This window comes from Mesorhizobium sp. B2-7-1, assembly GCF_006440735.1.
Lineage (GTDB): Bacteria > Pseudomonadota > Alphaproteobacteria > Rhizobiales > Rhizobiaceae > Mesorhizobium.
Genome location: NZ_VFUA01000087.1, coordinates 1 through 14925 on the forward strand (window position 1 = coordinate 1; position 14925 = coordinate 14925).

Below are 14925 nucleotides of genomic sequence, written 5' to 3' on the forward strand. Positions count from 1 at the left end.
GGGAACGCCGACGTCTCACTCCGCTGGAACACCCCTCATCCGTCTCGGCGCTGCGCGCCGATCCACCTTCTCCCACAGGGGGAGAAGGCGCCCCGCCTAAATCCCCTCGCCATCCACCAGCGGCACGTCATCGCCTTCCCAGGGCGTCGGCATCGAGCCGCGCCCGGCGGAAGGCAGCGCCATCCAGCACCGCAACTCCGGTTCGGCGTATTCGACGATACGGCCGGGCGAGGAGTCCGACGCCCGCCAGCCTTCCTCGCCGAACTGGTCGGCGCGCGACCAGTAGGCCATGTCGACCTCGGCCGGTCCCTGTTCGGAGGAGCGTACCGTCACCAGGATACGGCTGCCGTCCCGTGGCGCGCTCGCCATGTTGCGCCACTGTTCGAGCTCATCCATGCGATCTCCTCCCAAAAACAAACGCCTGGCCCGCTTCGACGATTCAGAGCGTGACCCGGTCTCTAAGAAGGATAGTCGCCGTCTGCCGGTGAGGGGTCAACCCGAACTTGGGGCGCGACAGTCATTTAATTAACTGGGCTGTCGCTGCAGTTAAGGCAGTAGGCGGTAGGGATTGGGCAGTAGGAAAATCAGACTGCGCGGACGCCCTTCTACTGCCTACTGCCTAATCCCTCACACATGCACGTCGCCGAAGGACAGCTCCCCGTCATCGGCGCGGATCAGGAATGCCGCGGCAAGTAGCGCGAGATAGCAGGCGGCCACCGCGCCCGCCACGACGACGCCAGGGATCGGGCCCAGCGTCGCCACCCTGAACGTATCGACGAGCGAGGCGCCGAAGCCGATCGGAGAGCCTTCGCGCGAGAGGCTTGGCGTGGTGATCTTCAGGATCCAGGCCAGCAGCAGGATCGTATACATGAAGATGTAGTTGCGGCGCAGCCGCCGGATCAGCGCTGCGCGCTGCGAGATCAGGAAGCGCGGCGAGCGCAGGCCCTCGCCGAGGATGGCCAGCCAGTTGGAGGCATAGTCGGGCTGCGGCGAAAAAACCTGCGCGAAGTAGTAGCGCTCGAACTGCCGCACGCGGGCGCGGTAGACGTCGAAGAAGCGGTAGCGCCGCGCCTCGATCCACAAAAGCAGCGTGATGAGCAGCATGGCGAACAAAAGCACGCCGTGATGCGCGGAGGGCGTCGACAGCGACACCGACAGCATTGCCGCCACCACCGTGATCGCCCAGTTGCTGGTGCGGTCGAGGCGGTCGCGCCAGCCGGCCATGCGCGCAATCTCGGCGCGGTGGAAATGCGACAGCGTCGTGGTAAATTCGGCGGAACTAAGCTTTAGCGCCAGCGTGTCGGACGCCCGCGGCGGTGCTGCCTTCTCGGTTGATGTCGCCGGCGCGTTCGCCTCGGTGGATTTCGGGGCCGTGGCCGCGTCGGTGGATTTTGCGGCCTTCGTCTGGGACATTCTGCCATGCGCCTCCCGCCGCCATGGCCGGCCGCCTCCCGATCTTAAGAACAGGCCGGCCACCCCCCATATAGCACAACGTGCGGCCGGCCCAAAATGTTCCCGCCTTTTCAGGCGGATAAGTCAGGATGCAAGTGGGGGAAGACCGCCATTCGCGCGCCGCCGAAAGGGCAGCACATCGGCCATCGGCCTCGCATGCTGAGCGGCCGCCACTGCCTCGATCACAAGGTCGAGCGCCGCAAGCGCCGCGCGGCTCGTTTCATCGTCGCCGCGCAGGTAATGGCAGGCCCGGTCGAGGTGCAGGTGGGCGGCGGCAAAGTCGCTTTTCATTAGCTTCTCCTTATTGCCCGCCACGGCGCGACCATCGCCGAGTCGATTTACCGGGAAGCAAAGATCGGCGGTGGCATTTGATTAGAATTGTAGGGGCGCGTTTCCTCGCCCGCCAAAGGCGGGGAGAGGTGTCCGCGAGGCGGACGGAGAGGGGGCTTTGTAGGGCGGGAGTCTTCCTCTTCAAAGTGCTTTTGCCGGTCGAACCGGCGCTCCCCCTCTCCGTCTCGGCTTCGCCGAGCCACCTCTCCCCATTTCATGGGGCGAGGAAACGGCGGCCGCCTCCGTGCAACCGATCCTTGCGCCAAACCGTTATGCCGGCGCGAGGAACGAGGGGTGCAGACATTGTTCAACATGCTCAATCGGCGCCGGTCGCTGTCGGTCTGGATCGCGCTTGGTGCTGCGGCGCTTGCCCTGATGCCCGCCATTGCTTTCGCGGCAGAGAAAACCGGGATGTCCTCGGAGGGCATTTTCGTCGCCGAGCTGATCCTGCTGCTTGTCGTCGGCCGCGGCATTGGCGAGGTGCTGGAAATACTGGGCCAGCCTGCGGTCATGGGGCAGTTGATCGGCGGTATCCTGCTCGGGCCCTCGCTGCTCGGCTGGGTCTGGCCGGCGGCCGAACGGTTGATCTTCGCCAACGATCCATCGCAAAAGTCGATGATCAACGCCATCGCCCAGCTCGGTGTCCTGATGCTGCTCCTGCTCACCGGCATGGAGACGGATCTGAGGCTCGTGCGCCGCGTCGGCCGCGCGTGCTTTTCCATCTCGGCCGCGGGCGTGGCCATCCCCTTCGCGCTCGGCTTCATCGCCGCCCAGTTCATGCCGGCCACGCTGCTTGCCGCCGGCAGCGAGCGCATCGTCGCCGGGCTCTTCCTCGGCACTGCGCTCTCCATCTCCTCGGTCAAGATCGTCGCCATGGTGGTGCGCGACATGAACTTCATGCGCCGCGATCTCGGCCAGGTCATCGTCTCCTCTGCCATCATCGAGGACACGATCGGCTGGGTGATCATCGCCATTACCATCGGCATCGCCACCAAGGGGCGCATCGAGATCGGCAGCCTGGCTTTGACCATCGCCGGCGTCGCCGCCTTCATGGCGTTTTCCTTCACGCTCGGGCGCCGCATCGTCTTCGACGCCATCCGCTGGACCAACGACACCTTCCGCTCGGAATATGCGGTCGTCACCGTCATCCTCGCCATCATGGGCGCCATGGCGCTGATCACCGACCTGATCGGCGTGCACACCGTGCTCGGCGCCTTCGTTGCCGGCATATTGGTGGGCGAGTCGCCGATCCTGTCGCGTCACATCGAAGGGCAGTTGCGCGGCATCATCACCGCGCTGTTCATGCCGGTGTTCTTCGGCGTCGCCGGCCTGTCGGCCGATCTCACCGTGCTTCTCGATCCGCAGCTCGCGATGCTCACCGTGGCGCTGGTGGTGATCGCCTCGATCGGCAAGTTCGGCGGCGCTTTCATCGGCGCGGAAGCCGCCGGCATGAGCCGCGCCGAAGGCATCGCCGTCGGCTGCGGCATGAATGCGCGTGGTTCCACGGAGGTCATCGTCGCCTCGATCGGCCTGTCGATGGGCGTGCTTTCGCACAACCTCTTCACCATGATCGTCACCATGGCCGTCATCACCACTTTGGTCATGCCGCCGACCTTGCGCTGGGCGCTGCGCCGCCTGCCGATGGGCGAGAAGGAAAAGAAGCGGCTGGAGCGCGAGGAGATCGACCAGCGCGGCTTCGTCGCCAATCTGGAGCGGCTGCTGGTGGTGGTCGACGAGGGCGTCGTCGGACGCTTCGCCGCTTACCTTGCGGGCGTCATCGGCGCCGGCAAGCCGACGACGGTGCTGCATTCCAGCGGCGAGATCGATGCCGAGCCGACCGAGGGGCTGCATCTGGAGGAAATCGAGAAGGGCGCGGAGGACAGCCGCGAGGCGGCGAAAAAGGGCGACGAGGCGCCGGTGCGCGAAGCGCCGGTCACCCGCCGCCAGCATGAAGTGCTTTCGGCCGAGGCGGTCGCGAAGGAGGCGCGCAAGGGCTACGGCATGCTGCTTGTCGGCCTCGGCCGCGCGGTCACTTCCAAGGGCGCCTTCTCGCATCGGCTGAACGAAGTCACAGGCGCCTTCGACGGGCCGCTCTGCCTTGTGCTGAAGCCGACGAGCGCCGGCCGTCAGATGCCGCGGCTCGAACCGGGATCGGGCAAGATACTGGTGCCCGTCAACGGCACGGCGGTTGCGCGCCGCGGCGCCGAGCTGGCCCTGGCCATCGCCGCCGTCACCGGCGCGCCGGTCAAGATGCTCTATGTCGCCAGGGTCGGTCGCGACGAGCCGCGCGACACCGTCTCGCACCGTCGCAGGGAAGCGGTGCTGAAGGACATCGTCGCGCTCGCCGACCGCTATGGCGTCGAGATCGAGACGGCCATTCGCAGTCGAGCCGCCGCCGCCGATGCCATCGCCCGCCAGGCCGGCCGCAGCGTGGCGTTGATCGTCATGGGCGTGGCGCGGCGCCAGGGCGAAGAGCTGATCTTCGGCGAGACGACGACGGGCGTCCTGCGGCGCAGTCCATGTCCGGTGGTGCTGATCTCCGACGAGCGGGTGAAACGCGACGAGAGCGACCGCGAGGCCGTGCGCACGGGCACGGGGACTGGATGAGGCGATTGGGCTTCCTCGCCCCCGCCGACAGGCGGGGGAGAGGTGGCCGCGCAGCGGCCGGAGAGGGGGGCTTCGTAGGGCGCTCTGTCTCGCAGAGAGGAAACTTGCGAAGTCTGCGCGTTCCCCCTCTCCGTCTCGGCTCCGCCGAGCCACCTCTCCCCACTTGCGTGGGGCGAGGAAAGAACGTGCTCGCCGTCCTTGACACAATCCAATTAATTTCTAAAGATTAGAAAATAAATGGGAGGAACAATGGGCATCCATCATGGCGCGATCCTGCGCATCCTGAGGGATGACGGTCCGCAATCGCGGGCGGAGCTGGCGCGGCGCACGGCGCTGTCGCCGACCGCGCTCACCCATCTGACCGCACAGCTCCTGAAGGACGGCATCGTCACCGAGCTTACCCAGGCGACCGGAGGCGGGGCGCCGATCGGCCGGCCGGCCGTCGGCCTGGCGCTGGTGCCCGATGCCCATCATGTCGTGGGCGTGCATATCGGCGCCGGCACCATCCACGCCGCGGTCACCGATCTGAAGGCCTCGGTCAAGCAGCTCGATACCTTCCATTTCGATACCTCGACCATCGAGCCGGCCCGTGTCATCGCCAAGGTTGCCCGCATGGTCGACGCCCTCGTCCGCAAGACCGGCGCCGACCGCTCGAAGATCCTCGGCATGGGGCTGGGCGTGCCTGGCCCCGTCGACATCAAGCGGCGGCGCAACCTGTTGTCGATCAACTACGACTGGCGTGACGTCGCCTTCGCCGACGAGCTCGAAGGCGCGCTCGGCATGCCCGTCGTCGTCGAGCACAATGTCAGCGCCATGGCGCTGGCGGAGTCGCGCTACGGCATCGGCCGTGAGGCCTCCGCGCTGCTCTATATCTATCTGCGCACCGGCCTCGGCGCCGGGCTGGTGGTAGACGGCCGGCCATTCCGGCCCGGTGGCCATGGCGCGGTCGAGCTCGGCCATATCCAGGTCGTCGAGCATGGCGCGCGCTGCGCCTGCGGCAGCACCGGCTGCCTGGAGACCTTCCTGTCCGAACGGGCGCTGTCGCGCGCTGCGGGCGTGGACACGCCGCATCCCAAGCGCCTGCTTGCCGCCGTCGAAAAGCACCCAGAGGTCTGGAACGATGCCGTGCGCCACCTGACGACGGCCATCGCCAGCGCCGCCAACCTGCTCAATCCGGACCTGATCGTCTTCGGCGGCCATCTCGGCGAGGCGCCGGAGAGCTTCATCGACGCCATCCGCGCCGGCGTGCCGCCGCGCGTTCTGCCGCCGATGCGCGACACGATGCGCTTCGAGCGCTCGAGCATCGGGCCGGGCGCCGGCGCCATCGGCGGCGCGGCCGTGGCGCTCGACCATCTGTTCTATTCGGGGGCTCCGCGATGAATTCGGTTGCTGAAAAGCCGCGCGCCGCGTCCTCGGCCGGCCGGCCGGCCGCCTTCGACTATGGCAGCCTTGCCTTGAACATTGCGGGCGTTATTGCCGGCATTGCGATCTGGTGGGCGCTCACCGCCAGCGGGGCCGTCGGCCTGCCGCGGCCGCCTGACGTGCTGACGCGTTTCATCGAGCTTGCCGGCAACGGCCAGCTGCTGCGCGACACCGCCGCCAGCCTGGCGCGCGTGCTGGCCGGCTTCCTGCTCGGCGTCCTGCTCGCCATTCCGGTCGGCTTCGCCATGGGCTGGTACAAGGTGGCGCGGGCTCTCGTCGAACCTTACCTGCAATTCTTCCGCATGATCCCGCCGCTGGCCATCATTCCCCTGGCCATCGTCACGATGGGTATCGAGGAGACGCCGAAGATCTTCGTCATCTTCCTCGCCTCCTTCCTCGCCAGCGTGGTCGCCACCTATCAGGGCGTGATCAGCGTCGACCGCACCATGATCAACGCCGCGCGCGTGCTCGGCGCCGGCGACTTCACCATCTTCCGCCGCGTCGTCGTGCCGGCCTCGACGCCTTTCATCCTGGTCGGCGTGCGCATCGGGCTGGGATCGGCCTGGGCGACGGTGGTCGCGGCCGAGCTGATCGCCGCCCAGTCCGGCCTCGGCTACCGCATGCAGCAGGCGCAGCTCTACTACGACCTGCCGACGATCTTCGTCAGCCTGTTCGCCATCGGCATTCTCGGCCTCGCCATGGACCGCGCGCTGCAGGCGATCGAGCGGCGGCTCACCATCTGGCAGGAGCGGATATGACCCCGAAGATCGTCTTCGACAACGTCTCGCGCCGCTTCGATCTCAAGGGCAGTTCCTTCCTGGCGCTCGACCGTTTCTCGCTCGATGTCGGCGACGGCGAGTTCGTCACCGTGGTCGGCCCTTCGGGCTGCGGCAAATCCACGGCGCTCAACATCGCGGCCGGCCTGCTCGAGGCAAGCGACGGCCGCGTGACGGTGGACGGCAGGCCGGTCAGCGGCCCGGGGCCGGAGCGCGGCATGATCTTCCAGCAATATGCGTTGTTCCCCTGGCTCACCGTGCGCGACAATGTCGAGTTCGGCCTGCGCATCAGGGGCGAGCCGGCCGCGCGCCGGCGCGAGATCGCCGAGCGCTTCATCGACCTGGTCGGTCTAAGCCAGTTCGCCGACGCCTTGCCGAAGACCTTGTCGGGCGGCATGAAGCAGCGCTGCGCCATCGCCCGCGCCTATGCCGTCGATCCGGTCATCCTTTTGATGGACGAGCCCTTCGGCGCGCTCGACGCGCTGACCCGCGTCCAACTGCAAGACCAGCTTCTGGAAACCTGGAGCCGCGAGCGCCGAACGGTGATGTTCATCACCCACGACGTCGACGAGGCGGTTTATCTCGCCAATCGCGTCGTCGTCATGGCGGCGCGGCCGGGCCGGCTGCAGGAGGTCATCGAGGTCGACCTGCCTTATCCGCGCACCGAGCAGATCCGCCTATCACCCGAATTCGCCGCCATCCGCAACCGGGTCTGGCACGCCGTCTACCACCAGCCGCCCGCCGCGCAAGCCGCCCGGTGAGGGCGGTCCAGCGACGAATATCAATGACAACAGGGAGAGAGAACATGACATTGAACAGACGTGACTTCATGGCCGCTTCGGCCGCGATCCTGGCGGCCGGCGCGCTGCCGGCCAGCGCCGCGGACGATACCGCCCGCATCGGCTACAACGGTGATTTCTGGGGCGCTTCCATCGCCAGCATCGCCGACGCCAAGGACCTCTGGGCCAAGCATGGCGTCAGCGCCACCACCAAGGTCTTCACCAACGGTCCGATCCAGGTCCAGGCGCTTGGTGCCAACAGCCTGGAATTCGGCTATCTCGGGCCAGGCGCGCTGTGGTTGCCGGCTACCGGCAAGGCCAAGATCATCGCCGTCAACGATGTCGGCTTCTCCGACCGCGTCATTGCCCAGGCCGGCATCAAGTCGGTCGCCGACCTCAAGGGCAAGAAGGTCGCGGTGCCGGCCGGCACCTCCGGGGATATGCTGCTGAGGCTGGCGCTCGCCAAGGCCGGCATGAAGGTTGAAGACATCGAGATGGTGCCGATGGACCCGAGCACGGTGGTCGCGGCCTTCTCCTCCAAGCAGGTCGACGCCGCCGGCATCTGGTATCCCTTCGTCGGCATCATCAAGAAGACCGTGCCCGACCTGGTCGAGATCGCCAAGAACGACGATTTTTATCCGGCCACCACTTTCCCAAGCGTGTTCATTGCCCGCAACGATCTGGTCGAGAAGAACCCCGACCTGGTCAAGAAGGTGATCGGCGCCATCAAGGAAGCGCAGGATTATCGCGCCGCCCATCTCGACGAGGCGGTCGACATCACCGCCAAGCAGCTCGGCATCCCGGCCGACCAGCTCAAGACCGAGGCTGGCTACGGCAAGCTGATGACGTCGGCCGATGTCGTGAAGCTCACCAAGGACGGCACCGTCGCCGGCTGGTTCCGCGCCATGAACGAGCTGTTCAAGACCTTCGGCAAGTTCGACACCTCGCTCGACCCGAAGGACTACTACATGTCCGACCTTTACCTGCAGGCCTGACCGACCCTGCCGTCCCGCCGTCGGCGGGGCGGCAACCACCCGTGAGCCGGTGGCTCCGGCAAGTTCATCCCCAAAAGAGTGCCCGATGACCAAGTCCCCCATGAACGTCCTTTACATCGACATCGACAGCCTGAGGCGCGACCATCTCGGCTGCTATGGCTACCACCGCAACACCTCGCCGGCGATCGACAGCCTGGCGGCGGAGGGCATGCGCTTCGAGAATGTCTATGTCTCCGACGTTCCCTGCCATCCCTCGCGCACAGCGCTGTGGAGCGGCCGCCACGGCATGCGCACCGGCGTCGTCGGCCATGGCGGCACCGCCTGCGAGCCGTTCCGAGAGGGCGCCGAGCGCGCCTGGGCCGGCACTTTCTACGAAGAAGGCTGGATGCGCGCGCTGCGCGACCTCGGCTACTACACCACCACCATCTCCAGCTTCGGCGAGCGGCATGGCTGCTGGCACTGGTATGCCGGCTTCAACGAGATCATCAATCCGGGCAAGGCCGGCATGGAAAACGCCGACGAGGTCTCGGCGCTGGCGCTGGACTGGCTGAAGCGCAACGGCGCGCAGAAACAGTGGTTCCTGCACGTCAATGTCTGGGACCCGCACACGCCTTACCGCGCGCCCGATGCCTTTGGCGATCCCTTCGCCAAGGAGCCGATGCCGGCCTGGGTGACCGAGAAGATGTTCGAGAAATCCCATGCCGGCTATGGCCCGCACAGCCCGCAGGAGCCGTCAGGCTTCGACGTTGCGCCGGGTGGCTCGAAATGGCGGCGCATGCCGGCGCCGATCGACACGATGGCCGACGTGAAGGCCTGGTTCGACGGCTACGACACCGGCATCCTCTATGCCGACCACTACATCGGCCTGATCGTCGAGGAGCTGAAGCGCCAGGACCTGTTCGACAAGACTATCATCGTTATCGGCGCCGACCATGGCGAAAATCTCGGCGAGCTCAATGTCTGGGGCGATCACCAGACCGCCGACGAATACACCTGCAACGTGCCGCTGATCATCCGCTGGCCAGGCGCCAAGGACCTGCGCGGCGTCAATGACGGGCTGCACTATCATTTCGACTGGGCAGCAACGCTGATCGATCGTCTCGGCGGCACCGTGCCGGCGCTGTGGGACGGCCGCTCCTTCGCCGCGGCGCTCAGCCAGGGAGAGCAGGGCGGTCGCGATTTCCTGGTGCTGAGTCAGGGCGCCTGGGCGGTGCAGCGCGGCGTGCGCTTCCGCCATGCGGGCGCAGACTGGCTGATGCTGCGCACCTACCATGACGGCTACAAGGATTTCGGCCCGGTCAGCCTGTTCAACCTGTGGGACGATCCGCATGAGGAGAACGACCTGACCGCCGAAAGGCCCGATATCGTCGACCATGCCAGCCGCCTGCTGGAGGACTGGCGCACCGAAATGGCCAGGCGCAGCGACGGCGACGTCGACCCGCTGGTGACGGTGATGCGTGAGGGCGGGCCGTTCCACACACGCGACGAACTGCCGGCCTATCTCGAGCGCCTGCGCAAGACAGGCCGCCGGGCGGCCGCAGCGGAGCTCGAAAAGCGCCATCCCGCGCCACCGCCGCGCCGCCAGTCGTTGAACTAGCTACGGACTGCGGCCGCTTTCCGTCAGGCGGCCGCATGTCCAATCCTCGTCAAGCCATCTGCAGCTTCTGCCGGCTGGGTTGCGGCGGGAAGGCGATGGCGATGCCGGCCGCGCCCAGCCCGATCAGCGCCGAGCCGATGAACAGCCAGTGGTAGCTGGCGGTGGCATCGTAGATCATGCCGCCGGCAAGCGGCCCGAGCGACATGCCGAGGCTTGAGAGCATCGTGGCCGCGCCAAGGATGGTGCCGATGATGCGCAGGCCGAAATATTCGCGCGCCAGCACCGCGTAGAGCGGCATCACGCCGCCATAGGTGGCGCCGAAGATGATTGCCAAGAGGTAGAACTGCTCGAGTTGGCCGACAGTCAGGTAAGCGGCGATCACCAGCCCCTGGATGGCGAGCCCGGTGACCAGCACCGGCTTGACGCCCAGCCTGTCGCCGAGCACGCCGTAGAGCACGCGCCCGCCAAGGCCGGCCAGCCCCTCGACGCTGTAGATCGACACGGCCGCCATCGGCGCCACGCCGCACGACATGGCATAGCTCACCATGTGGAAGATCGGGCCCGAATGCGCCGCGCAGCAGGCGAAGAAGGTGAGGCCCAGCACGATGAATTGCGGCGAGCGCAGCGCCTGGCCGACGCTCATGCCGGGATCGTCGGCTGCGGGCGAGGGCGCGCCGTCGCCTGCGGCGGCCGCCGCCGGCGGCTGGCGCACCAGGAACACGGCGGGCAACAGCAGCACCCAGGCCATGATGCCGATGTCGAACATGGCTGTGCGCCAGTCATAGGCCGTGATCAGCCAGCGCGCGAAGGGCGAGATGGTCATCGGCGCGACACCCATGCCGGCCGAGACCAGCGAGACGGCGAGGCTGCGGTTGGTGTCGAACCAGGTGGTGGTGAGCGCGATCATCGGCGCGAAGAAGGCGCTGGCCGCAAGGCCTACGATCACGCCGTAGCTGAGCTGGAAGACCAGCAGCGAATTGGCGCGGCTCGCCACCACCAGCGACAGGCCGAGCAGCACGGCGCCCGCCAGCACGACGGGCCTGGCGCCGACCCGGTCATAGATCGCGCCCAGGCGAAGCCGCCGAGGCCCATGACGAGGAAATTCAACGTCATGGCGCTGGAAATGCCGGTGCGCGACCAGTTGGTGTCGAGCGACATCGGCTCCAGGAAGATCGCCAGCGAAAACATGGCGCCGAGCGCCACGCAGGTCATCAGCGCGCCGGCCGCGACGATGACCCAACGATAGGAATGGTTCATGGTTCTGCTCCCATGCCGAAAGGCATCCTGTTTGATGCGGCACGGTTTTTCCAGTCCACCGGGCCGCTTGCGTCCGAAGGACGCCAGGGCCGGAGCCGATCCTACAAATCTGGTTGCATTTTTTATTCGGATTTTTTGGGGCGGTGATCGCCGATTGCCTGAGGGGGCGCTGTCCCGCCGGCGTCTCCAACTGTCAGCAGCCTGCAAGACCCCGCATTGACCCGACTGTGGGCCCTTCTAGATTGAGCCGCAGCATTCAGGAGGAGGCGTCACCCATGGAACTCTATCGCGGCCGGCTCCTCGACCATATCCAGCTGGTGGTGCGCGACCTCAAGGCCAGCCGGCGTTTCTACGGCGCCCTGTTCGAGGTGCTGGGCATCCCGATCGGCGGCGAGGCGCAGGATTATTTCTGGGCCGACGAGTTGTTCGTCTCCAGCGCCGACAGCCGCGCCGCGCTCGGCGTGCTCACCGGCCGCCACCATCTCGCTTTCCAGGCGAAGGACCGCGCCATGGTCGATGCCTTCTATCAGGCCGGGCTGGCCGCCGGCGGCAAGGACAATGGCGCGCCAGGCGAGCGCCGCTACCATCCCGGCTACTATGCCTGCTTCCTGCTCGACCCCGACGGCAACAACATCGAGGCGGTATTCCACGGCGAGGCGAGGCGAAGTGCCCCGGCGGTGGAGATCAGTTTTTAGGCGTGGCCCCCAAAAACGCCGCGATCAGCTTCAGCATGTTGCCGTCTTGCCCGAACTCGACCTTGTCGAAGTCGCGGCTGTCCTGGCGCTGCGCTTTGGAGAGCTTGTCGAGATAGGCCGTCAGCTCGGCCCTGACCTTCTTGCAGCCTGGATCGTTCTCGGCGGTGAGGCCGGTGCTGAAGGCGACGATCTTGTCGACCATGTCGACGATGCCGGCGCCGTGCACCTTCTCATGCGCGATCAGCCCGGCGGCGAAGGTGTCCCAGCGCGCCTGCAAAGCGGGCGCGAGCTCTCCCGCCGGCTTGGGCAGCGTGTAGGTGATGATCAGCTTCGGCCGCGCCGTTTTCAGCACGCAGGCATTGCCCTGCGGCTGGTAATCGCGCTGCCAGGTCAGCTTGAAGAACGTATGCGCGATGACGCGCCGCGCGCTGCCGGTCGTGCCGACTAGCGGGCCTTTCTCGCCGATCGACAAATAGAGCTGCTCCGCGCTTTCGCCCGAGACGGCATAGGTCTCGATTTTTTCGATGGGCTTCCAGTCGGCAAGCGCCGGCGTGGACAGGAGCAGGGCGGCGAGGAGGAGAGCGGGCTTCACGGGGATCCATGGATTGCGGACGAGAAGCGCCGTTCTATCTCCCCCGCAAGGGAGGAGACAAGCCGCCGCGTCGCCTCGTCTTCACCAACCTGCGAATCGCTGCGGCCGCAACCACCCTTGCGGCGGATTGCCGTCGCCCGACAGCACCGCCTCCACCAGCCAGCGCGCGGTGGCAGGCGCCGCGTGCATGCCGATCGAACCCATGCCGCCATGCACATAGAGCCCTTCGACCGCCGTGCGGCCCGCGACCGGCAGCCCGTCCGACAGCATCGGACGGTTGCCGGGATAGGCGTTGATCACCCGGGGCGAGCCGAGGCCAGGCAGCATCCTCAGCGTGCGCGCCGCGATGCGCGACGCCATGTCGGTGTTGCGCACGAGGTCGCGGAAGGCCGGCTGCACCGAGGCGCCGAGCCTGGCGTCGCCGCCGCGCATCGGGTTGAGGCAGATCGCTTCGACAGCCGGCTGGTCGTCGCGCTGCGCGGCGACGTCGGCGAGGCCGGAAAGCTTCATGCGCCGTCCCAGTTCTTCCTGGTCGGGCCATGTCAGTTCCTCGACGATGAAGGGCAGTTCGAAGTCGAGCCGGCCGAGCTGGATCAGCCAGCCGCGGCCGGCGGTGAAGGGGAGCGCCGGCAGCGGCCCGTCACCCACCGTGCGGCGCAAAAGCTCCGGCATCCATAATCCGTTGGCGATGAAGACGAGATCGGCCGGGATGATGCCCTGGTCGGTCAGCACGCCCTCGACCTTGCCGCCCCTCGAGCGGATCTGGGCGACGCGCAGGCCGGTGCGGATCGTGGCGCCGGCCTCGCGCGCGGCATGGGCGAAGGCGTGCGTGGCGCCCATCGGCTCCAGCGTCCAGGCGCGGCCGACATGATAGCCGCCGGCGACGCGGAAGCCGATGCGCTTGTGATCGCGCGTAAGCTCGCCGCCGCCGACCTTGTCCATCGTGACGCCGGCGGCGCGGTAGCCCTCGACCACGGTTGCGGCCCCCTCGAAGTCCTCCTCGCTTTCAGAGATCAGCAGGTGGCCGATGGGCGCGAACTCGAACGGCACCGACCCATCGGCCAGCTCGGCATAGATGGCGGCGGAGGCGTCGAGCATCTCGACGACTTCCGGCTGCGGTCCGCTGAGCAAGGTGCCGGTGTTGCGGCCCGAGGATTCGGCCGCGACCACGGCCTGCTCAAGCACAAGCGTCTTGACGCCGCGCGACGACAGCTCGCGCGCCAGCGTGCAGCCAGCAATGCCGCCGCCGATGATAAGGGCTTCAACAGGTTTGTGTGTGGCAGTCGGCATGGCTTCTCCTCCTCCGGATCCCTGGTCGGGTTCAATTTAATTGTTGTATACGCGTATACGAGAATACAGTATCCGCACAAGGCGCTTTCTGCTAGGCAGGCGCAATGGCAGGAGGAATCGCGATGCGGAATTTCGCCGAGATGCGCCGGCCGCTGACGGTGGCCGAGCAGGTCGCCGACGTGCTGCGCGAGGCGATCGCCGACGGCAGCCTGGCCGCCGGCACGGCGCTGCGCCAGGACGATCTGGCTGCGCGTTTCGGCTTCAGCCGCATGCCGATCCGAGACGCGCTGCGCCAGCTCGAGGCCGAGGGCATCGTGTCGATCCACCCGACCAAGGGCGCGCATGTCGCGGGCATGGACACGACCGAAATCCGCGAGATCTTCGCGCTGCGCGAGCTGCTGGAGGCCGAGGCGCTGCGACTTTCCTTGCCGGCATTGAGCGACGACAGGCTCGACGAGGCCGAGGACGTGCTGGCCCGCATCGACGCCGAGCCCGATGTCGGCCGCTGGGGCGCGCTGAACCGGGTCTTTCATCTGGCGCTCTACGGCGCCTGCGGCAACCAGCGCCTGCTGTCGCTGATCGAGGCGCATCACAACGCCGCCGACCGCTATGTCCGCATCCTTCTCTCCAACCTCAACTACCGCAGCCGCTCGCAGGCCGAGCATCGCGAGCTCATCGCCGCCTGCCGCAGGCGCGACGTGAAGGAAGCGGTCGCCGTGTTGAAGAAGCATCTCGGCGAAGGGATGGAAACGCTTGCCGCAGCCGGAATGGCGAAGAAGAGCTGAGGAGGCTTGTCTCTCGGAGTGGAACGACGCGTCGCGGCCATCGGAACCCACTCCGCCCGTCAGCCGTTTCCTTGGGCAATCATCCCGACCCATGGGGGAGGACAAGATGACCCGCAACGACATCATCTCCGTGCTTGGACCGGTCGACGAGGCCGTCATCGCCGACATCGCGCTCACCGGCGCCAGCCTCGAGGAACTGCGCGAGGCCTTCGCCTGGATCGGCGCCGATGAGGCGCTGGTCAATGAAGGCCACGCCATGCCCGGCGTCCGCGTGGCGAAGCTGATCGATATCCTCGAACCGCCCGAGGACGAGCCCGAGACGCCGGGCACGGTGGAGTAGGGGCTTCT

At 66.9% G+C, this 14925-nt stretch carries 14 protein-coding genes and 1 pseudogene; 9 read left to right on the forward strand and 6 right to left on the reverse strand.

Going from position 1 to position 14925, the window contains the following annotated elements; genetic code table 11:
• Nucleotides 1-96: 96 nt before the first annotated feature.
• The 3 genes from FJ471_RS25570 to FJ471_RS25580 all read right to left on the reverse strand — a co-directional run bounded on the left by FJ471_RS25570 (nt 97) and on the right by FJ471_RS25580 (nt 1743).
• Entirely contained in the window at nt 97-396 is a 300-nt protein-coding gene (locus FJ471_RS25570) for a hypothetical protein (protein WP_140807508.1), read from the reverse strand.
• A gap of 231 nt (nt 397-627) precedes the next feature.
• Nucleotides 628-1413 (reverse strand): DUF2270 domain-containing protein, encoded by a 786-nt coding sequence (locus FJ471_RS25575; RefSeq protein WP_140807509.1) that lies wholly within the window; start codon nt 1411-1413, stop codon nt 628-630.
• Between the two features lie 123 nt (nt 1414-1536).
• Nucleotides 1537-1743, reverse strand: a complete 207-nt coding sequence (locus tag FJ471_RS25580; protein ID WP_140807510.1) for a hypothetical protein — start codon at nt 1741-1743, stop codon at nt 1537-1539.
• A gap of 414 nt (nt 1744-2157) precedes the next feature.
• Between FJ471_RS25580 and FJ471_RS25585 the strand changes: the two genes are divergently transcribed.
• The 6 genes from FJ471_RS25585 (at nt 2158) to FJ471_RS25610 (ending at nt 9958) form a co-directional block, all read left to right on the forward strand.
• The gene (locus FJ471_RS25585) at nt 2158-4389 is read left to right on the forward strand and encodes a cation:proton antiporter (protein WP_246684832.1); all 2232 of its coding nucleotides are present in this window, start codon (nt 2158-2160) and stop codon (nt 4387-4389) included.
• A 249-nt stretch (nt 4390-4638) separates the two neighbouring features.
• On the forward strand, nt 4639-5769 hold the full coding sequence (locus FJ471_RS25590) for an ROK family transcriptional regulator (RefSeq protein WP_140807511.1): 1131 nt from the start codon (nt 4639-4641) through the stop codon (nt 5767-5769).
• Nucleotides 5766-6569: an ABC transporter permease gene (locus FJ471_RS25595; RefSeq protein WP_140807512.1), complete on the forward strand. Its 804-nt coding sequence runs from the start codon at nt 5766-5768 to the stop codon at nt 6567-6569. Before FJ471_RS25590 ends, FJ471_RS25595 begins: the two co-directional genes overlap by 4 nt.
• The gene (locus FJ471_RS25600; protein WP_140807513.1) at nt 6566-7348 is read left to right on the forward strand and encodes an ABC transporter ATP-binding protein; all 783 of its coding nucleotides are present in this window, start codon (nt 6566-6568) and stop codon (nt 7346-7348) included. The genes FJ471_RS25595 and FJ471_RS25600 overlap by 4 nt, the downstream gene beginning before the upstream one ends.
• 50 nt (nt 7349-7398) lie before the next feature.
• The gene (locus FJ471_RS25605; protein WP_181179723.1) at nt 7399-8361 is read left to right on the forward strand and encodes an aliphatic sulfonate ABC transporter substrate-binding protein; all 963 of its coding nucleotides are present in this window, start codon (nt 7399-7401) and stop codon (nt 8359-8361) included.
• A gap of 100 nt (nt 8362-8461) precedes the next feature.
• Nucleotides 8462-9958 carry a sulfatase-like hydrolase/transferase gene (locus FJ471_RS25610; RefSeq protein ID WP_140807532.1) on the forward strand — a complete coding sequence of 499 codons (1497 nt, stop codon included), beginning with the start codon at nt 8462-8464 and terminating at the stop codon, nt 9956-9958.
• Nucleotides 9959-10007: 49 nt separating this feature from the next.
• Here FJ471_RS25610 and FJ471_RS25615 read toward each other — a convergent pair.
• Nucleotides 10008-11215: pseudogene (locus FJ471_RS25615) on the reverse strand (MFS transporter).
• A gap of 275 nt (nt 11216-11490) precedes the next feature.
• Here FJ471_RS25615 and FJ471_RS25620 point away from each other — a divergent pair.
• Nucleotides 11491-11910: a VOC family protein gene (locus FJ471_RS25620; protein WP_140807515.1), complete on the forward strand. Its 420-nt coding sequence runs from the start codon at nt 11491-11493 to the stop codon at nt 11908-11910.
• Here FJ471_RS25620 and FJ471_RS25625 read toward each other — a convergent pair.
• Entirely contained in the window at nt 11900-12502 is a 603-nt protein-coding gene (locus tag FJ471_RS25625; RefSeq protein ID WP_140807516.1) for a DUF922 domain-containing protein, read from the reverse strand. The two genes, FJ471_RS25620 and FJ471_RS25625, sit on opposite strands and share 11 nt — an antisense overlap.
• A gap of 81 nt (nt 12503-12583) precedes the next feature.
• Complete coding sequence (locus FJ471_RS25630) at nt 12584-13792, reverse strand: FAD-dependent oxidoreductase (protein ID WP_140807517.1); 1209 nt, start codon at nt 13790-13792, stop codon at nt 12584-12586.
• 122 nt (nt 13793-13914) lie between these two features.
• Between FJ471_RS25630 and FJ471_RS25635 the strand changes: the two genes are divergently transcribed.
• The gene (locus FJ471_RS25635) at nt 13915-14577 is read left to right on the forward strand and encodes a GntR family transcriptional regulator (RefSeq protein ID WP_224667020.1); all 663 of its coding nucleotides are present in this window, start codon (nt 13915-13917) and stop codon (nt 14575-14577) included.
• A gap of 106 nt (nt 14578-14683) precedes the next feature.
• The gene (locus tag FJ471_RS25640; protein WP_140807518.1) at nt 14684-14917 is read left to right on the forward strand and encodes a hypothetical protein; all 234 of its coding nucleotides are present in this window, start codon (nt 14684-14686) and stop codon (nt 14915-14917) included.
• The last annotated feature ends 8 nt before the right edge of the window (nt 14918-14925 follow it).